Consider the following 25,233-nt stretch of genomic DNA (forward strand, 5'->3'; position numbering starts at 1 on the left):
GCACTAGAGTTATCAGCTGTTTTTGCCATATCTTCCATAATTACACTCTTGCTACTAGTTCAGCTTGGTACGGTTGGATTTACAAAAACATTGACAAAAATTCCAGAAAAGTATAACGATTCAATAGTTGGCTTTGTCATTGCAGCCATAGGAATTTACATTCTGGTTTCCTCATAGGTTGGATAAACCATCCGATTAGATAAATATCGCCCAGATAAGAAACATTGTAACGTGACTCACCACAAACTTCCCGAGGTAAAGAAGAGACTGGCAAGAATAGAAGGCCATGTTAAAGGCATTAGTAAAATGATTGACGGTGGAAAGGGTTATCCGGAGATTGTTCAGCAAATAACAGCTGTCAGAGCTGCTTTAGATAGCACAATGGAGATAATAATTCAAGATCTTGTGGATCATGTCAATCTGAATACAAATACAAAAGGTAAGAAAGCAGCAAGCGATCTTAAAGACACGGTATCCAAAATCTTATAGTTCATACCCCCTACTGACATGTAGAAAAAGCAAACCAATATCGGCCAATCATACAAAACCAAGTTACTGGTGTGAGATTTCAATGAAATACTTGCTTTATGCCATCAATTACAAATTGTACTGCAAAAGCTGCTATTATGATTGCAAATATTCTTGTTATTATCAATGAACCCCTTTTTCCAAGAAGCTTGTAGATTGGATCAACTGAGCGCAATATTGCATACGTTATGCCCAGTACAATTATGATTGAAAGTACAGTTATCAGTATGCCATAGGTTTCAAAGGATAGTATTACCAAAGTCAGTGCTCCAGGACCTGCAAGTAGTGGAAAAGCTAATGGAACAACGCCGGATTCATCATGCAGGGTTTGGTTGCCAAATGTCCAGTCTCCGTGTGTCAGTAATTGAATGGATACCAAGAATAAAAGCACGCCTCCTGCAATCATAAAACTGAATATTGAAATTCCAAATGTTGAAAGAATCGAAGATCCAATAAATGCAAAAACAAAGAGTAGAATTGCAACTGTTATTATTGTTACGTTTAAAATTGATGTTCTTTGTTTTCTTTCCATTTTACCAGTGAGACCCATGATAATAGGTATACTGGCAATTGGATCAATTACTACAAGTAGTGTGATGACGGCCTTGCCAAGATCGCCTAGAAAATCTTGTACCATGTTTTATTTGTAGACATTAGTTATTTCAGGGATTCTTTTAGTTGTTTTTAGAAGCAAGAGCCTGAAAGATAGTAAATGTCTGCATTTTCACTAAAAACATTTTTCTGACTAGATATCAATACTGTTTCAACATAGTAAAAGCGGCTAGTCTTGAACTGTTGGTATAATGTGACAGGTCAAATTCAATTATGGTTTTTGGACGATTTTGGTTCTTCAAAATCCAATACAATACTTTTGAGTACTATCTTCACTCCCTTTAGAATTCGCAATCCATGTTTTTTAGAACTGTCTGCAATCACATGTATAGTATACATCCGTAACATAAAAGTCTGATCTCAGTTGGTTGTGTCAAGTTTCCATAATTTTAAAAAAATCAATCACCTCTTGAACATCGGCCAATTCCCCAAGATATGATTTGATTTGAGATATGATAGAAGTATACTCCTCACCATACACATCCTTGAGTACTGTTTTCAGGTATTGTGGATGATCATAACAGTCTCCGATTTTGCAATCATAAAGAGATCCAAGCCTTGCCAATACAAGATGATAATTTGTGTTCCCTCTCCTCATCAGTACAAGTTCTACGTATGAAATGACGGCTAACCGGTACGGTTCAAAACTGGAATCCAATACAAGACATTAGCATGTTATTTTATAATATTTTGTGTCATGAAATTCCAAAGTAATGCTAGTAACCTGTCAGTTATACAGGTCAAAAGAGCTGTATCGGCTCTTTCCATCGTATCTTTCTTGGCCCTCTTTGATCAGTTTTGCTATATGTTCAAGTATGCGGTGTGCATTTATAGTTGCCTCAGATTTGTCTTTTGGCTTCACTGCATCGCTTTCTATAACTGCATATCTTGTGACCAGTTTGAGGTTGACATTATACTTGTCATTGCTTGCCCACTGTAAGATACATCCCCCATCTCCCTCAACCATGCCAACCCATCGGAGCGTGCCAAACCATTTACCAAGTAACTTGGTTACAACATCTTCAACTTTTACAGCGGTTGGGAGATATAGTTGAATTATCTGTTCAAACTGAGCACAGTGATGTGACATGGCCTTGGAAAGATTTTCAAGATCAATCCTAGATTTTTTTACAAGCACAGAATCAAGGTTTTTTGTAAGCTTGTAACCGTAATCTGTTTTTTTCACAAGCCCTGCGTTCTCTAGCCTATGCAAGGATCTTGCCAAGCTTTGCTGATGAATTCCTAATTTTCGTACAAGTCCATTGAATGTATACTGGTTGTCATTGACATCACTGTCTTGGTTTAGTAATGATAAGACTTTTTTGTCATTTGTTTGAAAATCATCAAGAGATACATCTGGTGAACTGTCAATTATTATTTGAACCATTTTGTCATCGACCTTGATTTCTTTTTCATTTCCCGACTTTTCTTCTTTTTCATGAGAATCTGGAGTATCCATGTTTATCAACTTCCGATAGTCTCTTTACTTATTTAAAACTAGTTTAGATGTTATCATTTGATCTGATTCTGGTATACCACGGATAGATTTCATCAAGTTGCTTGCTTTTTCCAAGATGGTATAATCTCCTAGATTAAACCTATTTTTTCTCGACTTTGTATTTCTTGAATTTAATCGTAATTTGTTATTACAGCAAGGACATCTTATTCCTACAGATAACGAATCTACAAATATTCCACATACAGAGCAAGGCCTTTGCCCCACTGCAAATCTATATCCTCCCAATGGCTTTTTTGCCGCAAACCTATAACAAATTCCTTTGCATCTCAAATCTCCAAACTTCCTTGTTATGAAAATACACATCATTCTAAATAAAATAGACTAGGATTAACAAAACCTAGTCACACGCGTTTTTATATGAAGTTAGAGGTACTAGCACAAAGCAGATTCATTGGAGTTCAAAGTCTAGAAAGCAACACACTGCCATACTAGTTTTTGTTTCTTTTTCATGTTTAATTTTTTGTAGATCAAGTTCAGGCATAACATAGCGCATTAGATAATTTCAAAAAAAGACTAGCTTTGTTTGTTTCGTGTAACAGCAATTACTGCAATCACAATTCCTGCAATACCTATTCCGATTCCAGTCATACTTATCATATACAATTTATCAGTAGTATCTTTAACTTGTTGGAAGGATTGTACAACATTTGAGACACTCTTAGATGCAGCATCGGCATTGTTTTTTGCATCTTCTATATCACTTGTCAATTGATTTATCACTGTACCCATCTGATCCATATTTACAGATGTGCTAGATGATGAACCGGCAGATTGTGGAAAGTTCAAGGTATCTATACTGCTCACATCATCCAATAATATTTCATCGGCAATTGTCTGATTTCCTACACTTCCTTTTAAGACAAGACTATAAGTTCCAACTCTTGTTGGAATAAGTATTGCATGATATTGTCCATCAACAACACTGCTGGGAAGAAAGTCAAGTGGCTTTGTCACGCTACCATACTTGACAGAAATCTGCAGGTTTTGTAGTGCGTTAATCACAGGCGTTGCACTGTCTCCACTTCCCTGTTTTATTATCACCTGTGCACCATTTGTCAACCCAGTATATGCCGGCTCATTATCCCAACCTACCTCCACAATATAATTTCCATAAACCTTTACAATGTGAGCTTCAGCTGGTTTTACAGAAATCGGTGATACAAAAATGACGGTAGCTATGACTAGTGAGAGAATAGTAGGAATTATGATTTTATTTATTTTTGTCATTGTTTTACAGATTTAAAATCCAAGTCGTGATCGGAATCTAGTTGTTACAACTACACCGGCAATTGAAACTACAGCCAAGAGAGCTGGTAATGGGAATTCTGGTACGGCCGGCACAGTATTAGTCGTTGTTCCATCAATGCCCTGTATGTTGTAAGCACTTATCATAACAGGGTGAATATGGACATGAACGTCAGTCATGATAGTATTTACATCAGCCTTGTTATTTAGATCCTGCACTAGTTTTGTAAATGCGGTTGATATTTTGGCATTTGCATCAGACTGGCCAGGATATTTCGTAGCAAGATCATTGAACATACTTTGTGCTGCAGTTGCGAGCCCTATAGAATTCTCATATGCATTTTGATTAACAATAGTGCTCGACATTGACATGCCATTTGACATACTTCCTCCAGACATGTTCATTTGAGACATGTCATTTAGATTAGTTGTTGTATTTAGTGCAATCCCATATTTTTCCAAGGCCTCTTTTTGTACAAATACTACAGCCAATGCTTGGACTGTAGAGTTGTCAAGCTTACTTGCATCAACTCTCACTGGTATAGATTCATCAAGATACCCATTGAGTTTTGAAACATCGATATTTACAGCATTCTGATTTCCAGCCAGTGCGTCAGACAGAGTTGCATTTATTGTAGAAGGTATTTCAGTTTGTAGCAAAGTATTCCTCTCGCCCATTTCTCTGGTGTCATTTACATTCCAATATTCGCCTAGTGCGTCAGAATAGTAATTAATTGCATTCTTGTCACCAACATGTTTTGCAACTAAACCTATTTCCGTTTTAATCTCTGCCATTTTGGCAAGCCATGTCGCACTTGCATCCCCCCCAAAATTGTGGGCAAATGCAGGATGAGTATAGATCAAGCCAGATGCAATAATCACCGATAACAATACTGCGATTAATTTGTTGTTCACATGAAAATAGAAATCACCGTCATTTAAAAGCCTTATAGTACAACAATCGAATGTAAGACTCTAAAAATTTCTAAATTACACAACATGATAACCTGTGTTCGATGACTGTACCACAAATTTAACAAGAGCAATATAGTAAATCACATATGTAATTCATTAGATGTCTAACAAAAAAACAAAATTGCAATTGGTTTTGATCATCATAATAATTTCATCCGTCATGGTAATTCCTAATGCACCAAAATCTTATGAACATGCATTTGTTGAAAAAAGTGATCCTGCTGCATCTCAATCACTTTCAACACCACCGTCCAAGGTTGATGTATACTTTAGTGATCCTGTTGACATAAGATATAGTGAAATCAAAGTCTTAGATTCAAATGGAAAACAGATTCAAAAAAATGATCAACATTACATTACAGATGACCAAAAGGCATTGAGTGTATCCCTCCCATCAAACCTTAAAAACGGCATATACACAATATCAACAAAGGTCTTAGATCAGACAGACGGCCATGTTACTGAAGATGCATTTGCTTTTGGGATCGGGCAGGATGTTCCAAAGAGCATCGCAAGTAATACGCCAAGCAATTACCAAGAAATATCAATACCAGATGCGGTAGCTAGATTTCCAGCCCTCATAGGTCAGATCATCGTAGCAGGCATTGCCTCTGCTACATTATGGTTATGGAGTCCAATATCCAGAATACCAAGACTATCTGATTCAGTTTCGCAGATCAGAGCTAAGATAGACAACAACATGACAAAGATGGCAGTTATTGGCTCCATCATCATTTTAGTGTCAGGCTTTGCAATGATAGTTGTACAGGCTTACTCCATAAATGCAGGAATACTTGATGCCATTTCTACAAAGTTTGGAAACATGTGGGTACTAAGAATGATCGCATCATCTGTATTGCTTGCGTTATCATTTACAATTTACCAAAAAACAAAGAAAACCCAGGCCATAATTCCAAGAGCACACACTGTATCTTTACTTGGTCTAAGTTTTGCAGTATTACTGACTACAAGTCTAATTAGTCACGGAGCTGCTACTGGTCAAATAATTCCTCTATTACTTGATTTCTTCCACAATGTCTTTGCATCATTATGGATTGGAGGAATAATTTATCTTGCATTTATTGTCATGCCCCAGATTAAACGAATTACAGACCCTAATCTCAGTCTTTCAGTCATGTCTATGATCATTCCAAGATTCTCTACACTTGTAATTACTGTGCTTGGTGCAGTTGTAATTACTGGCCCATTTTTGTTGTATGTGCTAGAAAATAATCTTGCACTGACCTTGGCATCATTTTATGGCAAGGTCCTAGTAGTCAAACTCTTACTTGCCACCGTCATGATTGGGCTTGGTGCATACGACCACATGTCTGTAAGCGGTAAGGCATACCAGACAATCTCAAATAAGACAACAAGAAACACAGCAATACAGAATACAGTCATAGATGCAAAACTTATCCTTTCCAGATTTGATATGAGTGTAAAGATATCAGCATTTCTAGGTATTGCACTGATAGCATCTGTTGCAGTTCTGGTGGATTCAGGCTTGCCATCAAGTGAATTTCAAAACCAGTTACAGTCATTACCAAACAATGTATTTGCGCTTGGTACAAATAATAACCTCCACATACAAGGGTTTTCTCAAACAAGTTTCATCGAAAATGGAAGCAGAATAGTTTTATCAATGAGTCCATTTGCTACAGGAAATAACGATTTTACCATATCATTTTTGGACTCGAATAAACATCAAATAGACATGAAATCCACCCAGCTCAAACTTACGCAAACAGATAATGGGATAGGACCAATTACAATCAACACAAATAAGACAGATACTGGAATTTTTACTGCCAATACAGACTTTGGATTTCCGGGACACTGGACCGTTAGAGTAGAAGGAGTACAGAATAAAGAAAATTCTCTCAATCTAGTATCATCATATAATTTATTTGTCAAGCCGAAACTGAGCAATTTACAACTAGACATAAAAGAATACAAGACTCCTGGAAACAGCAGTACCCCCAGATATCCAGTTTATGACAGTAGTAGAAACAAGATATGGGTCGGAGATACAACCCTCAAGAGCGGTAAGATACTTGATTTTGATCTGGGAACTAACAAGTATACAGAACACAAAATCAGTGGATTAAACAGCATAGTATACATGGCATTAGACTCTCACAACACTCTTTGGTACATTGATTATACACAAAGAATGCTAGGACATTTTAATCCAGATGACAACTCAAATCAATATTACCCCATTCCAAATAAAGGAATTCTTACAAGCTTGGTAATAGATGGTAACGATACAATCTGGATCACTTCTGCAAACACTAATGAGGTTTTAAAATTTGATACCAATACAACAAAGTTTGATTCAATAAAATTACCAGACAAATCAGACCCGCTAGGAATTGCAGTAGACAATACACAAGGCAAGATATGGATAGCTGAAGGCATTGGTAAAATATCAAGTATTGATATTTCAGACAACAAAGTGACAGAATTTTCACCTTCCGGAAATTACACCATGAAAGGTCCTACTGCCATAATTTTAGATCCTTGGACTGGAAAAATATACATTTCAGAGCATGAAGGTCAGGCAGTATCAGTTTTTGATCCATTATTAAAGACATTCAAGAAGATACATCTTGATCCAAACCCAGACAATCTTCCATATGGAATGGCTTTTGATAAATACCACAACCTGTGGGTTGCACAACATACTTTTGACAAAGTTTCAGTGATAAACCCAAGGACTGGAAACATAATTGAGAAAAGCATTCCAACACCGAATAGCTGGGTGCAATGGTTGACATCAGATTCACAAGGCAACATCATAATGGCAGAGGAAAGAGCAAACGCACTTGCTACTGTTACAATATCAGCAGGACAACCACAAAATGATCAAAGCAATAAAGAAAATATTTCATCCGTGGTTCCAAATCTAGGCTTTGATTATGCTCAAGTTGCGGCTCCAACCATTGCAGGATTATTAGTAGTAGTTGGATTCTTCTATTGCAAAGGCGTAATGGATTTAAAAAAAGTCTCAAACCAAGTAAGAAAACAGGGATAATTCATAATTCGATTGCCCCACGCAGTATGTTTTATCATCCCAGAGAAACAGCCGGCTCAGATATTATTAGTAAAATACAGATGGTGTTCGAAGATTGTACCAGTTCGTTTAAATCCAATTTTCGACCATGATATTCCATGTCCATGTATAGCAATATCCTAGAAAATAGATCTAATTTACTAACTGTGATAATGTTTGCAATCATAGGTATTTTGGCAATACCAGTAATTTTGCCGCACATTTTTCACGAGTTCCAGATCTTTCATATATTGATCCATCTTTGTGGTATCAGCCTAGCAGTTTTCTTGAGTATAGTATCAGCAATTGCGTATTCAAGAGTCAAAACCAAGCGATTATTCTTTACAATGTTGGCATTTTCGCTCTTTGTAATAGCAGAAGCGTTATCTCTAGTGGATGCAGCATGGCAATACACATATTATTTAGGCCCATTTCCAGCAGGCGAGATTGGACATTTCTTTGAAGTGTCAACACTGGGAATGCTTGCACTCGGTGTCTTTAGGAAAGATTAGTCATGAATCGAGAAACAGAAATCATTAACATCATTGAAAAAAATCCCGGAATAAAATTCAGGGAGATAATGAGAGAAACGGGATTGAAAAACGGAGTACTAAGCTATCACACAAGAAAGTTGGAGGAAAATGGCAGCGTCAAGATAGATAGAAAATCTGGTGAGACTAGATTCTATCCGCTCTTTGTTACAGAAGAAGAATCAATACTAATAACAAGTCTCAGACGGGACACACAAAGATATATCGTGTTAGCATTATTAGAAGACAGGCCGCTTTCATTCAACGAAATAGTTCAAAAGGCGAAAAAAGCCCCTTCCACTGTTTCCATATTTCTTTCAAAACTCGTAGATGATAAAATAGTGGATATCAGGACCATGGAACTGAAAAAAACGTACCTTTTGAGAAATGTAGACATGGTGCATGAAATCATAGAAAAATACAACCCCATCTTGCTTGAAAGAACTGCGTATAACTTTGCGGATACATTCTCAAGTCTATAGAACAACTAAGCCAGTTTCCAATTTATGCCAACCATGCATCATAGAATCTGGTCAGTGCGATCAAGTGAGAAGATGCCGACTATTTATTTAGAGTCATAAGATAAGACTCTGCAAATTGGCAAAACTGGCAGTTCTAATCGTAATTTTGTGTGCATTGCTTCCAAGTTTTGTTTTCATGTCAGCAAATGGTGATGGTCTTGCAAGTGAAATATTGCCACCAGAGATGATAGGAAACAAGAATGTCACTCTGTCAATAAATTCGTCGCCATTTTTGATTGATAACGATCATGTCGGTACTCAGATAAACTTTGTTTTACAAGATGCGTCAAACCAGACACCATTACCGCAGGTGACACTTGCAATATCAGCTTTTAAAAATAATCAGGCACTTTTTGGCCACATATTCATGAGCGATAGTGGAAATTTTCTGTTTGATGTTACGCCTGACAACTCAAGTAAAATTTCAATAAATGAAGAAGGTGGACTATTCCCCGGTCTTTTGGGGCACAGTGGAAGTTATCAAATAAAGAGCCCCGTGTTTGCATCAGGCGGATTGTACAAATTCAAGATCAACGTACTTACAATGGGCTCTTACAATAACCAGATAAGCAAAACATATGATGCTGCAATATCTATTCCAATAACCAATGAATATCCAATAACCGACAAAGATGATGGGAAACAGACAATTACAATTGTTGCATATTATGATCAGATTGGAAATTTTCAATACGATTCTGATAACAAAAAAATGAGTTTTTCCATGCCATTTAACTGGAGTCAGGACAACTTGAAACAAGTAACAGTTGTGCATCAAGAATTGAAGATTCCAAGAGCATTTTCCAGTTTTATAGTTACAAAGTATGACGCACATGTAAACGGAATAGCACTGCCAGACAGTGCAGTAAGCATAGATGATTATTCTTCAGATACTGAGAGGATCATACATCTAATATTATACAAACAAGTGCTAGACAAAATCGCTGCACAGCAACAAAACTCCAAGCCCGAGATGAATTTCACCCTATCTCCAAGTAATGAAACCGCGTTTCCAATAATGCAGTATACAAGAAATGCCCAGTACAAGATCAGTCTCAGATGGGACCCACCAAAGATGATTGCAGGCCAGACAACAAGATTTAGTTTCCAAATTCTTGATCCATATCTAGTAAACAAGACCGTGAATTCGATAGATTATGATTTTTCCGTCATAGAGGGTAAAAATGGTTTGCTGTTTCATAATAGCGGTACAACCAACAACGATGGTGCTCCAAATACCATAGATGTTGATTTTCCAGCCAACTATACAGGCCCTATTACCATGGGGTTTGAGAATCTAAATGGAAACAGTTTTTCAGATGCAGAGATTTCAGGTGTTGTGTCACGACCTCACATAGTGCCAGAATTTCCCACTGGGTCGTCGGTTGTAATTGCAATAGTGTTTTCACTGACAATCATGCTTCCCAGATTTGCAAAAATATGAAGATCAACCGAGGCATCTGGATTTTTCTATCAGGTGTCATCATGTTCCCAGTTGGACACTTTTTGTCACAGATGGTGCTTGACCTCATTTCAACAATCAATCCAGCCAATTCAAGTGTAATCGTCGATACAAATTACCACATGTTATCCATCAGTAATCAACTAACGACTGTCAGCCAATTTGGAATCATTGTGATTGTTATAGACGCAATAGTTTTCTTTGCAGACAAAAGAAAACCCAAATTATAGTTTAATGAATGTTAGCCCTTCATTCCATATCCAACAAGTACAGAATAGCACCCAAGACCACATTCTTCACATATTGGTTTCATCGAAGAGTTTTCAGCACTACCAATACAGCATGGCTTTTTCTCCCTGCCCATATGATCAACGGATACAATTGCCCAAGTTGGACAGTCAATTGGTATGGTTCCCTTTCCACCCCAGTTTTTCTTCATCAGTTCAAGCTGACTGTCAGGATTTATGATGTAATCATCATCGAATTTCTCCCTTAATGCAATGATATCATCAACTACCCTAGTCCTCTCAGGGCCAAACGGTAAGAAGAGCGGATCGTTTTTTGCAAAGGGAGTGTGAAACTGGAATCCAATCTTATTAGTGTGGTCACGCCATTCTTCTACTACGTCCTTTACAGTCTTGTAGTTTAGTGAGTTTATTGTCATTGTAATCCAAACATCTTTCCATGCCTTTTCTCCATTATCTCTTACATAATCAAGCACATTTTTCCTAGTCTTGTCATAGGATCCAGGACCACGAATTTTGTCATGTATCTCTTTTGTGCCATCTATTGAAATCCAGTAAAAGTAAAGATTAGGAATTTTTTTCAACGGTATTGTTCCATTTGATACAATACAGATTCTTTTTGGAAATTGTTTTACAAACAGATCAATAACATCAGGCCTAAGAGTTGGCTCTCCTCCAACAAGGGTTATGATGAAGATGTGTTTTTTCTTGAATTTTTCATCAATTACTTTTTGCCACTGCGCAACTGTGAGCTCCTCATTTTCTTTTCTGTTGAGCCACCAGTAGCAATGTGTACAGTGCAAGTTGCACACATTGATGATATCGGCAGATCCATACAATGGACTCTTACGATGAAACAGTTTGTAGCCTGCAAATTTGCCAAATATGTGAAAATAGCAAGGCATCTCTTGAACTAGTTGAGTAAAACCCCTTCCCATTATCTCCATTATACAATAATAGCATGTTGCAGGTTAAAAGATGTTATTTCCAATAATTTTTACAATAGCAGAGGGAAATACATGTCATTTTGGACCCTAGTTAGCACACATTAGTGTTGTAGTACATCGCACATTTGACAGAAGGCGTATCTTTTTTGCTATGGTTTCACGCATCTCATCAATGTCTAGACATTCTAATTTCACTATGACATCATAGTTGCCAAACACGCCTGACACTTCCTTTACAGAATCGATTGATTTCACACCCTCCATAATTGTCCCCTCCGCACCCATTTCACAGTTAATCATCACATATGCGGTTTCCAATTATAATATATCGTGTTCATAATATATGAGATTTTTGGAGGATGGTCAATTTTGAGATACATAATCACATAACACATACAGTTTTTTGAAAAATATCAGTATGCATGCCAAGTACAGGACAGTTGTTTTACTGTCACAGTGTCAACACATATCCCAAAAAATGAAGAAATGTAAAACTACTGGTCTCCAATTAGGAATGTTACATCTACAGTAGTTGTTACTTGTTGGTTTGCAGTAAATACAGGTGTTGCCTTGTCAGCCATGGATTGCATTGCACCATAGTACATCGGGACTGGTGCCGGATTAAACTCTGACAAGCTTACCATTTTTACGCCAATTATTTTTTGGCCTAGAGGCTCAAGTGCTTTTTCTGCCCTCGATTTGGCATTCAAGACAGCTTGTCCTAGCAGATCATCTTGCATACTTTGTTGCTTGCTAGGAGAGAGTGAGAACGATATGTTGTCCACCCTGTTTGCTCCCGCACCAACTGCAACATCAACAATGCTTCCTGCAAGTGACAGTTTGGTTGTCTTGACATACAAAGTGTTTGAAGCTCGATATCCTGTCAGGACAGACTTGTGTATGCCAGTTGTCATATCAGATACAGAGGCATTGTATACTGGATAAATTGAAAATCCAGCCGTACTGATCTCAGTGGTGGTTATGCCAATGTTCTGAACAGCACTCACCACAGTACTCATCATCTGAGCGTTTGAGCTTATTGCATCCTTGGCAGTCTTTGCCTCCGTGTCAACACCAAATTGAACAGTAACCATGTCCGGTGTGACAGATTCAGTGGCAGAGCCTGTGACAGATGCAGTTCTTTCTCGCGATGCGGGTATTATAGTGGCTTGCTGCCCATAGGCTTGCTGCTGAGAGATTTCCAGGCTTGCAAATACTGCAGTTGAAACGATTAAAATTGCAGCAATTGTTGCAAGGATGGTTTTTTTCTTGGTTGTCATTATACGGCATCACACCTGCAGAGTTTATAGGCTTTGATTAAATTTCATTTTAACTTAATTTTTTTAAAAATTTATGTCATGATATGTAACATAAGGTATTTTTTTATCAAATATTTACTAAAGAGTAATTTATCTTATTTTTTTATTTTTCGTAATTTTTTAAATGCGCGTATTACAAAAAACACTAAAAAAAATGCAGCTGCCGCCCCAGATATTGCAATTGCAATCATCACAGGATCTGCAGATACAATAGTCGACTCTGGACTTGATGACATACGTGATGCTACAAATGGTGCAATGGAGACATTGTTTTTTAGTGACTCGATTGCATGTGGAAGACTGTTTTGCGCAGCTTCTCGAACAGGTCCTTGGTTTACAGATTGGTTCTGTTCTACAAGGTAAATCAAAGGGCCAACTATTACAAATGCCAAAATGCTTGCCAAATAATGCCGCAATTGCATAAATATGGCCTCTTTTTTTGTTCTTGAAACATTATTTTCAGCAGGGTTTGTAGGCGGTACAATCACAAAGGCGGTTTTGACAGGACCATAATATTTCATTTTTTTATTTTTTGAGCTTAGTTCAGTCTTTTCTACTTTTATCAATCCTACGCCAAGCAAACGAGTTATGTGCCAGTTGACAAGAGGTAGTGAAATGTTTAGTGACTTTGCTAGATCGTTTGTACTTAAAACTCCTTGTGATATTTTTCCAAATATGGCTCTGCCAGTATCGTTTGCAAGTTCTTCACCAATTATTTTTATTCTTTCATCTTCAGTGCTTATTACCTCAATGTGCTCTTGCGCCTTGACAAGAAAATCGTCATCATCAGACATTGTTTAGTAAATCATTTCAATGGAATATAATTGAACATCCCAACAATCATGCACATGCCTTATTTTCTTGGCAGGCATGATTTTCCCAAGTTGCAATTTGCCACCAGCATGTTCCAGGCCAGATTGAGACCAAATAATTGCATGGCCATCCATAGCAAGATTCTCAACATAGGTCCACCATATTACAAAATTGTCCAAGATATGAACAGATGATTGAGTTTTCATACCAAGAATGGGGAGTTGAACTTTCAGACAGTCAACATAAAACCAGTTATATCCCCAATAGATATCAGTATAAAGTATTTTTCAAATCATTTCACTTACAATCATTTCACAACATCGTTAACTGATGCTCATAGACAGCGTAAAAGCACCATGTGAGTATTTTTAACATATCAATATGCTACCTCTAGTTTTTGATCTTTGGGGATGTATGACAGAGATCTCAAAGAACTGTAGTGATATGAGTAACGCATCATCAACATATCTTGGAATCGCAGGTGGAGCAATAATCGGAGGAATTGTAAGCTGGTGGATATACAACAGACAAAACAGGACAGCCGTCCAACAAGACAAGATACTTGGCAGAATAGAAAAACTAGAAGAGAATCATAGTGACATTTTAAAAAAACTTGCCGACTTTGACGACAAGCATGAAAGCTCGTTTGGTGCAATACAGGAACTTGATAAAAAAATTGACATACTTTTAAAGAAATTCCAAGACGGGCCCGAGTGATGACATCATCACTTGTTTGAAAATGACCACTTGTCTTCCTTGTTAATTTTCAGTATTTGTTCAGGAGGTATGTCTTTGTGATCTACACCAATATGATTAGTATATTCTATCAAACTGGTAAATTTCTTGCCGCACACGGGACAGTTTTTTTCAAATCCTCCCATGGTATAACATGTATCAATTTTATATTTTAAGATATTCCAAGTTATCAGATCAGAGCTTGCCATATTCCTCTTCGTCAGAGTAGGCCCTTTCTGCATGTTCTTCAATATCAAGACCTGCCTCTTCTACACTAGAACTTACCCTTATTGGAATCAATGCTTTTAGTATCTTTAGGATTAACCATGTGCCACCAAAGCCCATCAATACCGCAATACCTACTCCAAGTGCCTGAGCTCCCAGTTGTCCCGGATTTCCATACAGCCAGCCGTTTATTCCAAGGTGGTTTACTGCAGAGTTGGCAAACACTCCTACAAGAAGTGAGCCAATAATTCCAGATACACCATGCACTGCACCAATGTCAAGAGCATCATCAATCTTCAATCTCTCTTTGAACACCGGTACCATAAGTGATGATGCAAAACCTACAATAATTCCAATCACTACGGCAAATTCAACTCCGACATATCCAGAGGCTGGAGTAATCCCTGCAAGGCCTGCAACTGCGCCGTTGATTGCAGCAATTATGCTAGACTTTCTTGTCCGTATCCAAAATATTACAACCCAGATAAGGCATGATACAGCGGATGCCATTTGCGTGTTTACAATTGTAATTCCAGAGAGAGATCCTGCAGAATATGCACTGCCAGCGTTAAATCCAAACCAACCAAGCCAGAGGAGTGAAGAGCCAAGAACCGCAAGCGGAATATTATGTGGAACCATTATGCCAGGACCAAACCCGAGTCTCCTTCCAAGTACTAGAGCAGCGGCGATTCCTCCAACACCTGTCGTAGTGTGAATTATCATCCCACCTGCAAAATCAACTACGCCAAGCTTGTGTAGCCATCCATCTCCCCAGATCCAGTGCACCAAGGGATAGTAGATCAATGCACTCCATGCTACAATAAACAAGACATATGCGCTAAACCTCATCCTCTCTGCTACCGCACCTGTAAGAATCAATGGCGTGATTACCGCAAACATCATCTGAAACATTGCAAATGAGACTCCTGGTACAGTTGGTGCATAATGGAGTCCTTCCTTTTGAGAGACGCCATGTAGAAATCTCCAGTCTGTGTTACCAGTCAGTCCTTCACCAGTATCAGGTCCAAAAGTCAGACTAAATCCAACTGTAAACCACATCACACTAAGCAATGCAAGACCAAAGAAGATCTGCATGAAGACAGAGACTGCATTTTTTTGTCTTAAAAGTCCAGCCTCGAACATACCCAGTGCTGGGATCATAAGTAGCACCAAGCTAGATGCTATCATAAGCCAGGCTGTGTCGCCTGTGTTTATCGGGATTGGCAAGATGGAATTAGGTCATAACGGTGTATTATTAATTATTTTCCAAAGGCGGTCAAAAACAGAGATCTAAAATTAGGAATGAGGCATCATGTGGAATATTTTTTGAGGAACTATCTTTAGCATGATTCTTTTTTCTCCAGGCATTGCAAACGGATACTTGTCTACCCCAAGATATTTTTTTGCCATCTTGTCAATATGTTCATCAGCCCCTTCGACTGTCTGTTCTACCACCTGACCCCTGATTGTAACCATGTTGTACGGGTTATTTCTGTCAACTATGGAAATTGCAACCCGCGGATCTCTTGAAACATTTCTTTGTTTCACTCTACCTTCTGCAGTATTTACAATAATTTTTCCATCAACCAAGTCTATCCATACAGGAGTTATCTGGGGCGAATTATTTTTCATTAGGGTTGCAACAAATGCCAGGTTCTTGTCTTCAATTAATTGTGCAACCTGCAAAGTCATGCTTCCAGTCATAGGGACTTGGGCCTGTTACCAAACTTACCATCCATTACAATTTCCGACAATGGTTTTCTAGTGTTAGGAATTTCACGGGCTTGGAGTTCAGGTGATAATTTCTCTTTTGAACCTCTTTTTCCTATTGCTACCATTGCCATCACTTCATAGTTATCAGGAACTTGTAATGTTTTTCTTGCCTTGTCATAATCAAATCCAGCCATTGCATGTGTAGCCAATCCTTGAGAGACTGCCTGAATTGCAAGGTTTTCCCATGCTGCTCCAGTGTCAAACTGGTGCGTTATCGATGGCTTTTCATTATTTTCAAAGTTCTTTCTTGATACAACAACCACCAAGGCTGCAGCATCTGCACACCACTGCTTATTAAAATCAATCAATAGATTAAAAAAATCATTCCAGTTTTCAGAATTTCTTTTAGCATAGATAAATCTCCAGGGCTGGCTGTTAGAAGACGACGGTGCCCATCTTGCAGACTCGAAGAGAGAAAACAAGTCAGCATCATCAATATCATACGGTACAAATGATCGTGGAGACCACCTGTTTACTATGACATGATTAATTTCAAAGGTCATATTTCTAGTCTTTTGTACTTCAGGGTCTATCATGAATGAGTTTCACATTCTGTGACAAGCATCCAGTATTATTGGTTTTCTAAATCATCTAAATTATTTTTTGCGTTAAAACAAGTCATTTTTTCATAGAATCAATGCGAGAAAAAATCGGCCCCAAATATTTGCTTGATGCAACTACTGCGCATGCTATACCAGTACCAAGTAAGATTCCGCCAACCACATCTAGTGGATAGTGAACACCGACGTAGACCCGAGAGTAGGAAACAAGTAGTGCCTCGATTCCAAGAATTATCGAAATAATCATCTGTCTTCCCCTGTTGAATCTCAGAAGAAGTATTGCAGCACCCCCTGATACGATCGTTGCGTGTCCAGATGGGAATGAAGGATCAGTTTCTGTTTGTACAAGTAGGTTGCCATCGAGTGGAACAGGTCTTGGTCTATCTATCTCAGATTTTATTATTGTCCCAAGAGGAATCAGAATTAGAAACGTTATAGTGAGTAAAACTGCCACCTTGCGGCCATCTTTTTTGCCAACAATAAAAAGTAACGCAGTCATTCCAATCCACACTGCTTCTCTTCCATATTTACTCAGGTCAACCATTAACTTGTCTACAATTTTGTTACCATGTTTGTTCACTAGAGTAAATGAGGCATGATCCCATTCAGATACACTAGTGTTATTTTCAACAATTAAAAAAGACAAAGCTGCCAATCCTGCAAGCAGGATTGCAGAAATTATAACATACTTCATTTCAAACAAATGAAAAACGAGGTCCATTATAAAACAATCCTGCTAGATAATTTCGGATACTAGTATTTCCATTATTGGAATAGTGATCTTGCAATTGACTCTCAATACAGTACAATCACTTGAGTAAGTTAGCTTAACAATAACAAAACAAGCTGATAAGATCTTATCATCTTGTCTGATCAAATATAGATATGACAGACAAACCAACCAAACCCTCAGTGTGGGCAGCAGAGGTTCGTGCTCCATTTAAGAAAGTAGTAGCATTTGACATCCTGTTTTTGGGACTAGGTGCAATTATAGGAGCAGGAATAATTACAGCAGTCCTATTCAACAGATAGGACTAATTTTTTTAATTCAGAAAACCCGGGTTGTAAAAAAATTCTATTCTACGTGATGGAATGGTACAAGCTGGTCATAATATCTAACAGACTTGACATTTACAAATTCAAGCATTCCATATCTTGAGAGTTCCCGACCAAATCCACTCTGCTTGACTCCTCCAAATGGAACCCGCGGATCAGATATGACTACGTTATTCACAGTCACAATGCCTGATTCTATCAATCTAGATAATTTTTCCGCTCTGTCAAGATTCTGAGTCCATATGCTTGCTCCAAGACCATATTGTGACGAGTTTGCAAGCCTTATTGCCTCAGCCTCATCTTCAACCACAGTCACAGGTGCCACAGGCCCAAATACCTCCTCGTGTGCCACTGCCATATCAGGAGTTATGTTGTCAAGTACAGTAGGTGCGTAAAAATAGCCCTTGTCTCGCAGTCGTTTGCCTCCTGTAAGAACCCTGGCACCTTTTGCTACAGCGTCTTTTACCATAGCCTCAATCCTATGCAGACCATCAGCATTTACAAGAGGACCAATGTCAGTGCTATCAGACATTGGGTCTCCCACGTTTAGTTTTGCAGTCTTTTGTACAAATTGTTCGATGAATTCTTTTGCGATATTTTTTACTACAAAGAACCTCTTTGATGCAATGCAGCTCTGACCACAGTTGATGAATCGACCCTTTACTGCCCCAGTTGATGCCTTGTCAACATCGGCATCAGAACAGACTATGAAAGGATCACTTCCACCAAGTTCTAGAACACATTTCTTGATTTGCGATGTTGCCCTCTGCGCAACCCTTGCGCCAACAACATTGCTGCCAGTAAATGTTACCGCATTAATATTAGAATCAATTAATTTTTCAGCCATGCTAGAATCACTTACCAGTGTTTGAAATATACCTTCAGGAAATCCAGTCTTTACAAACAGGTTTTCCATTTCAATACCGCATTGCATGGTAGCACTTGCAGGTTTTAGTACAATTGTATTTCCAGCCATAAGCGATGGAGCAGCAAATCTCAATGCCTGCCAATATGGAAAGTTCCATGGCATTATACTTGCAATGACACCAATTGGCTCAAATGCAACAAAACTCTTTCTTGCATCAGTGTTTATTACTTCGGTGTTTAGAAATGTCTCTCCATTGTCACCATAAAACTCCATCACCCATGCACATTTTTCCACTTCGGAAAGAGATTCTTTGAGTGGTTTTCCCATCTCTTGGGTAGCTACTTTTGCAAGAGATTCCTTGTTCTTTCTGAGTTCCAGAGATAAAAGATGCAATAATGTTGCCCTATTTTTAGAGTCAGACTTCCATGTGGCAAATGCCTCTCGTGCCTTGCCTACCTTATTTTTCAGATCTGCTTCTGTTATATTTTGATATTCATGTATGACATCCTCGGTGACAGGATTTATTGTACGAATCGTCATCATTTGTGATATTAAACAATAGCATTATATACCTTTGGTTGGTTATCATTACCAATGACTGGTAACTATGACCAACCTGACCCATCGGCTATCTTTAGAGAATGGATCCAGCGAAGTGGCAAGGCTCAGATGGATTTTATGAGAACATTTGGCGACATGATGAATCGCACAAACCAAACAAATCCACTGGACACACTAAAAGAGATGGCGGACAAGACCACCAAGACGCAAACAGACTTTTTACAAACTTTTGCAGAGAGTGGATCAAAGGCCATGTACAATTGGTTCAATCTTGCACAAAATTTGCCCCAGTTTTCGTCATGGGGGGCATTCAAGACATCAGTTGGGAGCAATGGCAGAATTTCCATACCCGAAGCAGAAAGGGAAGCAATTGGGATCAAGGAAAACGATCTGGTCCAAGTGATTGTAGTTCCAATTCATAAAAGTAATTCACGACAGGAGGTGAAAAAATGAGCAAGACAGAAACAAAAGAAACATACGCAGTATACAAGCAGAATGTGAACCGATATTTTGAAGAGGCAGAAAAGAATGTCACACAATACATACAAGCAGTCTCAAATCTACAGCAAGAATTTGCAACAGCATACAAAAATGCGGTAGAAACAGCAATTGAGTTCCAGCAAGAGGCAGCAGCAAAGAGTGGTTTTACAGCAAACCTTCCACCAACTTACCTCAAAGCAATAAATGATGCAACTGAGGAGATAGTAAAAACAAGTTCAGTACAAAACAAAGCAGTATTGGCAGCAATGGAAGCAGCAAGACAAAACCTCAAGACATTCAATGACAACCTAAAGGCATTCACAACAATGGATGCAAATATACTGCAATCATGGTTCTCAGCATGGACTCCAAGCAAGAACTAGACCATTAATTTTTCAATTTTTTTATTTTTCAGATCTTTCTCCCAGCCATTTGGCAAATTCTGGGAGAACCTTTTTTTGAGAAAATGAGCTTGCGATCATGCCCACATGTCCAGTTGGATATATCTTGAGCGTCTTGTCTTCGCTTGATACTGCATAGTGAATAGGCATACTGCATTCGGGGGAGACCAAGTGATCGCCTACTGCAACCTGTGTAAGTAACGGCATGGAAATATTTTTCAAGGACACCTGCCTTCCTCCCACATACATTTTGTTATTTATCAGAAGGTTTTCCTGGTAAATGTCCCTTATCCATTGTCGGTACAATTCCCCTGGAATTGGAGGGGTATCTGAGACCCATTTCTCCACCCGGATAAAGTTTTCAACGTATTCCTGGTCATGGATGTTTTTGAAGAAATTAAGGTATTTTTCAAAGCCTTGTTCAAAGGGTTTGAGAATTGAAAAAACATAATACATCAATTCAGGGGGCATGTTACCCAGAGTATCTACTAGCTTGTCAACATCCATGTGTTTTGCCAAGTTTGACACTACGGTGCTGTCTCTCCTACCATCAATCACTGGAGCAGTCAGAGTCAGGTTTTTGACTTTTTTAGGATAAAGGGCAGAATATACTGTAGACAGTGTACCACCAGTGCAATAGCCTTGCAGAGATACTGCATCAGACAAGGTTTCTTTCCTTACAAAATCAATACAGTTGTCCATGTAACCGTTGACATAGTCATCAAATCCCTCGTGTCGATTTATTGGAGTTGGTGTTCCCCAATCAATCAAGTAGACATCAATTCCTTGATTCAGCAAATGTTTTACCCAGCTCTTTTTTGGATGTATATCTAAGATATGAAATCTGTTTATCAGTGCATATGCAATCACTAGTGGTGTCTTTAGTTGTCTTGAAACCAATGGATTGAAGTGAAGTAGTCGAATCTTTCCTTCAGAATATACAACCTCATGCGGAGTTACTTCAAGATCAATCTCATCAAGAGATTTGGCAAGATTTGGCGCCTCAAGTATGTTCTTGTTTAGTTTGATAAACTCTGCCAACATTTGCGGGTCTACTTTAATTTCATTGGCCATTTGAAGTTCCTCCCTTGTTTACTATTTTTTCAAGTTTGGCAACTCTTTTTCGCAAAGAGTGTAATTCTTTGTACACTTCATCCATGTCCTTCTTTGTGGGCATGTTTGCGCTTTCAAGCAGTGTGGATGCCATGTTGTTCCAGTGTTTGGCAATCTCAAGTTCGCTTGATACGAGTTTGCCAAAGTTCTCTGCAAATTCAGCAGAATCAAAAAGTCTTGTAAAATAATTTTCAAATATATCAATCCATATGCGTTTTGATGCCTCCATGTGTTCTACATCATTTGGAAGTTCCGGTACCTTTCTGGCATATTCTTTCTGTGCCTCATTCCATGTATCTGAGAGTTGCTTATAGTATCCAGACAGTCTAGTGTTAAACTCTGCCATGTCTTCATTAATTTCGATGGTTTCCGTGCTTAGGGTTTTGGCGTTTATTGCAAATTTTCTAAATGGTCCCGTGGCCGCAAGTGATTGTTGCCTGTTTGACATCAGGTACAACAAGTCGGTCCAAAAAAGGGAATTGTGTTTATAGTTTGCCAACGATTTTTTAAAGTCAGGCGGAATGGACATGAGAGGTAGAATAGATTAGTGCTCTATACATATAGAGATTGCTAGCTAAATGTAAATGCAACAAATTGTTAAAAGGATGTACCTCATAAACAATATCAGTGTTAAAATCAGAACCCCAAGAAAAGGCAGATGTCAGACATTCCCTTTCGGTATGCGACGTAATGAGGGATAATACAAATGAAGTAATAATGAAAATAGAGGGTTTGCTGCCTTCATATATTGAAAATTTTGCAGATTTGCAGGAAGAAAGCTTGCGCATTGCAAGGGACTTTTTTGGCACATGCTATATTGCAGAAAAAGAATTTCTTGACAACATGGGAGTTGACCAAAAAGCAATAGAAACATTTGACAAGTGCTTTAAAATAATAACAAAGACTACCTTGTCAGAGATAGACATGATGAGTAGTTTTCAAAAAACACTTGTCAAAAACACCATGTCTGCAATGAAATCATATGATGATTATGTCAAGCTAGCTCTGTCATCTTATGCAAAGATGCTTGAATACGTCACGACCATGACTAAGACGTGATCGCACTACCGATCTTTTTAGTGAACATTGCTTTACTAATGTTGTCATAAGAAATATCGCTAAAAACTTATTTTGTTTGCAAGACTTTCAGTGACGGATGAAGGAAAAATTTATCGTCATAAACAGAAACAGTATCAGATATTTAGAGGATGGTAGTCAGTCTGATCGCAATCTAATTCTTTTACATGGACTTGGTGGATATGCAGAAAGGTGGAGCAATATCATGCCTTATCTGAATAAAAAGTATCATATTTTTGCACCTGATATAATCGGGTATGGTCAGAGCGACAAACCTTCCGTTGATTACACTCCCGAATTTTTTATAAAATTTGTTTTTGACTTTATTGAATCACTTGGCATAAAAAAGACATTCATGATTGGTACGTCACTTGGAGGTCAGATAACTGCAGAATGTGCCGCTGTCCAAAATTCTGTAATTGAAAAAATAGTTCTCATCTCTCCTGCAGGGATAATGAAAAAATCCACCCCAACACTTGATGCATATACGATGGCCGCATTATACCCAAACAAGGACTCGGTGAAAAATGCATACCAGATGATGATAGGCCCTGGCATGCAAGTATCAGAGATATCAATAGAGAGGTTTGTCAATAATATGTCAAGACCAAATGCAAAGATGGTATTCTTGTCTACTCTTCTAGGATTAAAGAATGCACCTGATATTTTTGAGAAGCTCTCAAAGATAGACATTCCCACATTGGTAATTTGGGGTAATGAAGATAAGCTGATACCTTTCGAGTATTCACACCAGTTTGTTTCGCGAATCAAAAACTGTGAGTTTATGCCAATGGAAGGATGCGGGCATTCTCCATATGTTGAGAAACCAGAAAAACTTGCAGAAATCATCATCAAGTTTCTATCAAAATAAGATTATAATTACAAATCACACATGAGAATCATAATCAATGTAAATAAGGATGATTTTCTAGTTATAGATATGCGCTACAGCCTTTTAAAAAAGAGACACCATAGGTCATGAACATGTTTCTTGCAGACAAGACATTGGAGGAAATTTTACCCCAATCAATACTTTCCACGCCAATGGTGAGCATCAGAGTAAACGATACATTATGTGAAGCAGCGTCACTTCTTCCTCATCATCTTGAGACATTGACAGATTCACTTGTTGCTACAAGCGATGACATACCAGTAGGCATAGTAGGCGGGATTGAGGTTTTAGATAATATCCTAAAAAATCAGACTGCTGATTTTCTTGACAAGACAAAGATAGGAGACTCGATGAGTAGAAAGATTGTCATTATGAGTCCAAAGGATAAATTTTCAGAATTGATAAAACGGTGGTCGCAGACCAGAAGGGCATTTGCCATAATACCAAACCAGTATTACGGATATTCAGTCATATCAGCAAGAAAGATCCTTGAAGTGGGGACAACATTTCAAGTAAACTCTACCATTTCTGACATTCCAAGAAAAAAGATAGTCACATTTCACAAAGAGGATACGGTAAGGCAAATAATTCAGAGAATGTTTGACAACAATACTCGTAAGCTTGTACTTGACGGCACTTGTTCTTTTATCAACGACCGTATAATAATACAGAAACTGGTCAGAGAGTTTGAATGTCTCAGAAACGGACAAGACTTTTTGGCAATGAGTGGAGACATTTTCAGTCTAGAACAGGTAAAAAACACACCAGATGACATTACAATTACTGATGCATGTAAAATTATGCAGGATATGAAATCCCCATACTTAAAGAGTCAGAATAACATAATCAGCCCATGGGACATGGTATTTGCTCTTGCCTCTGCAAACTTGTCATAGTTTAAAATTACAATATTTTCACATACAGCAAATGGTGAAAGGTGTAGAACCAAAAAATGAGGGCAGGACAAGATTTGCTACAAATCACAAGATTCTGATTTTTTGTTTATTTTTTCTTGCCATTACAGGTACCATGTGCTATTTCATAGATGACAGAAAAGAAGCATATGAAGCAAAGTGGCTGATAGTATCCACTGCATGGTATATTACAATCAGTTTTAGTATCATAGCAGTATTCAAGAAGGCAAGAATTGGATATCTAACCGCCGGCATACTTTCATGGATAACACTGGCGCTATGGATGCTTGACAATTCCCATGTCATATTTGGCATATCATTTTTTGCAACCAAGCCAAACATGATAATGATAGTAAGAAATTTCATAGGATCTGCAATAGCATCTCTGGGCATCATATCTTCTCATAATGCATTTCACAAAATTTTAAGATGTAGGATGAATTAGGATCCATTCGATGCAAGTAGATAATCAAAAACAAAGATACAAAACACAGCCACATAACCACCTAGAAACAGGAACTGGGCTCCATGTCAGAAATCTGAGAATTATAGAAGGCGTCAACAATCTACGATGTAATACATACTAGTAGAATGTTGGAGACATATAAGAGAAAAATGAAGAAAATATTTGTCTTCCAAGGCGTGGGTTCTCTCAAGGGGAATCCCATGATCCGTTGAGACCTTATGAATGAGACTCATCAAATTAGTTTTCTTTTTTTAAGAATCTTTCTACTATTTTTTATCACTGAATTATTTCAAGTCTTCATTTGGATTTATTTTGGAACCCTGAAATGAATTAAATCC

The 25,233-nt window shown here is 38.1% G+C and carries 33 protein-coding genes; 15 read left to right on the forward strand and 18 right to left on the reverse strand.

The annotated features are described in order from the left end of the window. Positions 1 to 48 precede the first annotated feature (48 nt). Both BQ3481_RS11820 and BQ3481_RS01310 read left to right on the forward strand, forming a co-directional pair. Positions 49 to 177 (forward strand): hypothetical protein, encoded by a 129-nt coding sequence (locus tag BQ3481_RS11820; RefSeq protein WP_255408316.1) that lies wholly within the window; start codon positions 49 to 51, stop codon positions 175 to 177. Positions 178 to 231: 54 nt separating this feature from the next. After that, positions 232 to 489 carry a metal-sensitive transcriptional regulator gene (locus BQ3481_RS01310; RefSeq protein ID WP_157926614.1) on the forward strand — a complete coding sequence of 86 codons (258 nt, stop codon included), beginning with the start codon at positions 232 to 234 and terminating at the stop codon, positions 487 to 489. Positions 490 to 568: 79 nt separating this feature from the next. On the opposite strand, the gene BQ3481_RS01315 is transcribed toward BQ3481_RS01310, so the two are convergent. The 6 genes from BQ3481_RS01315 to BQ3481_RS01340 form a co-directional block, all read right to left on the reverse strand. Then, positions 569 to 1,165, reverse strand: coding sequence for a MarC family protein (locus BQ3481_RS01315; protein WP_157926615.1), 597 nt, complete (start codon positions 1,163 to 1,165; stop codon positions 569 to 571). Positions 1,166 to 1,513: 348 nt separating this feature from the next. Then, positions 1,514 to 1,798, reverse strand: a complete 285-nt coding sequence (locus tag BQ3481_RS01320; protein ID WP_157926616.1) for a hypothetical protein — start codon at positions 1,796 to 1,798, stop codon at positions 1,514 to 1,516. Between the two features lie 69 nt (positions 1,799 to 1,867). After that, positions 1,868 to 2,599, reverse strand: coding sequence for a hypothetical protein (locus BQ3481_RS01325; protein ID WP_157926617.1), 732 nt, complete (start codon positions 2,597 to 2,599; stop codon positions 1,868 to 1,870). A gap of 24 nt (positions 2,600 to 2,623) precedes the next feature. After that, positions 2,624 to 2,929 (reverse strand): hypothetical protein, encoded by a 306-nt coding sequence (locus BQ3481_RS11645; RefSeq protein ID WP_177994816.1) that lies wholly within the window; start codon positions 2,927 to 2,929, stop codon positions 2,624 to 2,626. A 243-nt stretch (positions 2,930 to 3,172) separates the two neighbouring features. Then, positions 3,173 to 3,886, reverse strand: coding sequence for a hypothetical protein (locus tag BQ3481_RS01335; RefSeq protein WP_157926618.1), 714 nt, complete (start codon positions 3,884 to 3,886; stop codon positions 3,173 to 3,175). A gap of 12 nt (positions 3,887 to 3,898) precedes the next feature. Next, positions 3,899 to 4,819 carry a hypothetical protein gene (locus tag BQ3481_RS01340; RefSeq protein ID WP_157926619.1) on the reverse strand — a complete coding sequence of 307 codons (921 nt, stop codon included), beginning with the start codon at positions 4,817 to 4,819 and terminating at the stop codon, positions 3,899 to 3,901. A gap of 160 nt (positions 4,820 to 4,979) precedes the next feature. Here BQ3481_RS01340 and BQ3481_RS01345 point away from each other — a divergent pair, with 160 nt between their 5' ends. The 5 genes from BQ3481_RS01345 to BQ3481_RS01365 all read left to right on the forward strand — a co-directional run bounded on the left by BQ3481_RS01345 (position 4,980) and on the right by BQ3481_RS01365 (position 10,680). Continuing rightward, on the forward strand, positions 4,980 to 7,919 hold the full coding sequence (locus tag BQ3481_RS01345) for a copper resistance CopC/CopD family protein (protein WP_157926620.1): 2,940 nt from the start codon (positions 4,980 to 4,982) through the stop codon (positions 7,917 to 7,919). 305 nt (positions 7,920 to 8,224) lie between these two features. After that, positions 8,225 to 8,449 carry a hypothetical protein gene (locus tag BQ3481_RS11695; protein WP_231911821.1) on the forward strand — a complete coding sequence of 75 codons (225 nt, stop codon included), beginning with the start codon at positions 8,225 to 8,227 and terminating at the stop codon, positions 8,447 to 8,449. A gap of 2 nt (positions 8,450 to 8,451) precedes the next feature. Then, entirely contained in the window at positions 8,452 to 8,949 is a 498-nt protein-coding gene (locus BQ3481_RS01355) for a winged helix-turn-helix transcriptional regulator (RefSeq protein ID WP_157926622.1), read from the forward strand. A gap of 115 nt (positions 8,950 to 9,064) precedes the next feature. Then, positions 9,065 to 10,432 carry a hypothetical protein gene (locus BQ3481_RS01360; protein ID WP_157926623.1) on the forward strand — a complete coding sequence of 456 codons (1,368 nt, stop codon included), beginning with the start codon at positions 9,065 to 9,067 and terminating at the stop codon, positions 10,430 to 10,432. Positions 10,433 to 10,473: 41 nt separating this feature from the next. Continuing rightward, positions 10,474 to 10,680, forward strand: coding sequence for a hypothetical protein (locus BQ3481_RS01365; RefSeq protein ID WP_157926624.1), 207 nt, complete (start codon positions 10,474 to 10,476; stop codon positions 10,678 to 10,680). A gap of 11 nt (positions 10,681 to 10,691) precedes the next feature. Here BQ3481_RS01365 and BQ3481_RS01370 read toward each other — a convergent pair whose 3' ends face one another. The 4 genes from BQ3481_RS01370 to BQ3481_RS01385 form a co-directional block, all read right to left on the reverse strand. Next, positions 10,692 to 11,633, reverse strand: coding sequence for a radical SAM protein (locus BQ3481_RS01370; RefSeq protein ID WP_231911822.1), 942 nt, complete (start codon positions 11,631 to 11,633; stop codon positions 10,692 to 10,694). Positions 11,634 to 11,729: 96 nt separating this feature from the next. Beyond that, the gene (locus BQ3481_RS01375) at positions 11,730 to 11,960 is read right to left on the reverse strand and encodes an Lrp/AsnC ligand binding domain-containing protein (protein WP_157926626.1); all 231 of its coding nucleotides are present in this window, start codon (positions 11,958 to 11,960) and stop codon (positions 11,730 to 11,732) included. 176 nt (positions 11,961 to 12,136) lie between these two features. After that, positions 12,137 to 12,922: an SIMPL domain-containing protein gene (locus BQ3481_RS01380; protein WP_157926627.1), complete on the reverse strand. Its 786-nt coding sequence runs from the start codon at positions 12,920 to 12,922 to the stop codon at positions 12,137 to 12,139. 134 nt (positions 12,923 to 13,056) lie between these two features. Then, on the reverse strand, positions 13,057 to 13,755 hold the full coding sequence (locus BQ3481_RS01385; protein WP_157926628.1) for a winged helix-turn-helix domain-containing protein: 699 nt from the start codon (positions 13,753 to 13,755) through the stop codon (positions 13,057 to 13,059). Positions 13,756 to 14,188: 433 nt separating this feature from the next. Between BQ3481_RS01385 and BQ3481_RS01390 the strand changes: the two genes are divergently transcribed. Continuing rightward, positions 14,189 to 14,491 (forward strand): hypothetical protein, encoded by a 303-nt coding sequence (locus BQ3481_RS01390; protein WP_157926629.1) that lies wholly within the window; start codon positions 14,189 to 14,191, stop codon positions 14,489 to 14,491. Between the two features lie 8 nt (positions 14,492 to 14,499). Here BQ3481_RS01390 and BQ3481_RS01395 read toward each other — a convergent pair whose 3' ends face one another. The 5 genes from BQ3481_RS01395 to BQ3481_RS01415 all read right to left on the reverse strand — a co-directional run bounded on the left by BQ3481_RS01395 (position 14,500) and on the right by BQ3481_RS01415 (position 17,788). Beyond that, complete coding sequence (locus BQ3481_RS01395; RefSeq protein ID WP_157926630.1) at positions 14,500 to 14,718, reverse strand: hypothetical protein; 219 nt, start codon at positions 14,716 to 14,718, stop codon at positions 14,500 to 14,502. After that, positions 14,705 to 15,955: an ammonium transporter gene (locus BQ3481_RS01400; protein WP_157928419.1), complete on the reverse strand. Its 1,251-nt coding sequence runs from the start codon at positions 15,953 to 15,955 to the stop codon at positions 14,705 to 14,707. Before BQ3481_RS01400 ends, BQ3481_RS01395 begins: the two co-directional genes overlap by 14 nt. 75 nt (positions 15,956 to 16,030) lie before the next feature. Next, positions 16,031 to 16,426: a PPOX class F420-dependent oxidoreductase gene (locus BQ3481_RS01405; RefSeq protein ID WP_157928420.1), complete on the reverse strand. Its 396-nt coding sequence runs from the start codon at positions 16,424 to 16,426 to the stop codon at positions 16,031 to 16,033. A gap of 8 nt (positions 16,427 to 16,434) precedes the next feature. After that, the gene (locus tag BQ3481_RS01410) at positions 16,435 to 17,043 is read right to left on the reverse strand and encodes a nitroreductase family protein (RefSeq protein WP_157926631.1); all 609 of its coding nucleotides are present in this window, start codon (positions 17,041 to 17,043) and stop codon (positions 16,435 to 16,437) included. Between the two features lie 82 nt (positions 17,044 to 17,125). Then, positions 17,126 to 17,788: a phosphatase PAP2 family protein gene (locus BQ3481_RS01415; RefSeq protein ID WP_231911823.1), complete on the reverse strand. Its 663-nt coding sequence runs from the start codon at positions 17,786 to 17,788 to the stop codon at positions 17,126 to 17,128. Positions 17,789 to 17,952: 164 nt separating this feature from the next. Here BQ3481_RS01415 and BQ3481_RS11580 point away from each other — a divergent pair, with 164 nt between their 5' ends. After that, on the forward strand, positions 17,953 to 18,099 hold the full coding sequence (locus BQ3481_RS11580; protein ID WP_173848063.1) for a hypothetical protein: 147 nt from the start codon (positions 17,953 to 17,955) through the stop codon (positions 18,097 to 18,099). 43 nt (positions 18,100 to 18,142) lie between these two features. Here the strand turns inward: BQ3481_RS11580 and BQ3481_RS01420 are convergent, their stop codons facing one another. Beyond that, a complete protein-coding gene (locus tag BQ3481_RS01420; protein ID WP_157926633.1) occupies positions 18,143 to 19,534 on the reverse strand; it encodes an NAD-dependent succinate-semialdehyde dehydrogenase in 1,392 nt (463 codons plus the stop codon). Positions 19,535 to 19,585: 51 nt separating this feature from the next. On the opposite strand from BQ3481_RS01420, the gene BQ3481_RS01425 reads away from it, so the two are divergent. Further along, complete coding sequence (locus BQ3481_RS01425) at positions 19,586 to 20,005, forward strand: AbrB/MazE/SpoVT family DNA-binding domain-containing protein (RefSeq protein ID WP_157926634.1); 420 nt, start codon at positions 19,586 to 19,588, stop codon at positions 20,003 to 20,005. Next, positions 20,002 to 20,415 (forward strand): hypothetical protein, encoded by a 414-nt coding sequence (locus BQ3481_RS01430; RefSeq protein ID WP_157926635.1) that lies wholly within the window; start codon positions 20,002 to 20,004, stop codon positions 20,413 to 20,415. Before BQ3481_RS01425 ends, BQ3481_RS01430 begins: the two co-directional genes overlap by 4 nt. Positions 20,416 to 20,436: 21 nt before the next feature. On the opposite strand, the gene phaC is transcribed toward BQ3481_RS01430, so the two are convergent. Then, positions 20,437 to 21,507, reverse strand: coding sequence for a class III poly(R)-hydroxyalkanoic acid synthase subunit PhaC (gene phaC / locus BQ3481_RS01435; RefSeq protein WP_157926636.1), 1,071 nt, complete (start codon positions 21,505 to 21,507; stop codon positions 20,437 to 20,439). Continuing rightward, positions 21,497 to 22,075 (reverse strand): poly(R)-hydroxyalkanoic acid synthase subunit PhaE, encoded by a 579-nt coding sequence (locus BQ3481_RS01440; RefSeq protein ID WP_231911824.1) that lies wholly within the window; start codon positions 22,073 to 22,075, stop codon positions 21,497 to 21,499. Before BQ3481_RS01440 ends, phaC begins: the two co-directional genes overlap by 11 nt. A 98-nt stretch (positions 22,076 to 22,173) precedes the next feature. On the opposite strand from BQ3481_RS01440, the gene BQ3481_RS01445 reads away from it, so the two are divergent. From BQ3481_RS01445 to BQ3481_RS01460, 4 genes are all read left to right on the forward strand, one after another. Then, entirely contained in the window at positions 22,174 to 22,605 is a 432-nt protein-coding gene (locus BQ3481_RS01445; RefSeq protein WP_157926637.1) for a hypothetical protein, read from the forward strand. A 97-nt stretch (positions 22,606 to 22,702) separates the two neighbouring features. Further along, on the forward strand, positions 22,703 to 23,494 hold the full coding sequence (locus tag BQ3481_RS01450; RefSeq protein ID WP_157926638.1) for an alpha/beta fold hydrolase: 792 nt from the start codon (positions 22,703 to 22,705) through the stop codon (positions 23,492 to 23,494). A 107-nt stretch (positions 23,495 to 23,601) separates the two neighbouring features. Beyond that, a complete protein-coding gene (locus tag BQ3481_RS01455; RefSeq protein WP_157926639.1) occupies positions 23,602 to 24,411 on the forward strand; it encodes a CBS domain-containing protein in 810 nt (269 codons plus the stop codon). 31 nt (positions 24,412 to 24,442) lie between these two features. Then, positions 24,443 to 24,874 carry a hypothetical protein gene (locus BQ3481_RS01460; RefSeq protein WP_157926640.1) on the forward strand — a complete coding sequence of 144 codons (432 nt, stop codon included), beginning with the start codon at positions 24,443 to 24,445 and terminating at the stop codon, positions 24,872 to 24,874. Positions 24,875 to 25,233 lie beyond the last annotated feature (359 nt).

Source organism: Candidatus Nitrosotalea okcheonensis, assembly GCF_900177045.1.
Classification (GTDB): Archaea; Thermoproteota; Nitrososphaeria; order Nitrososphaerales; family Nitrosopumilaceae; genus Nitrosotalea; species Nitrosotalea okcheonensis.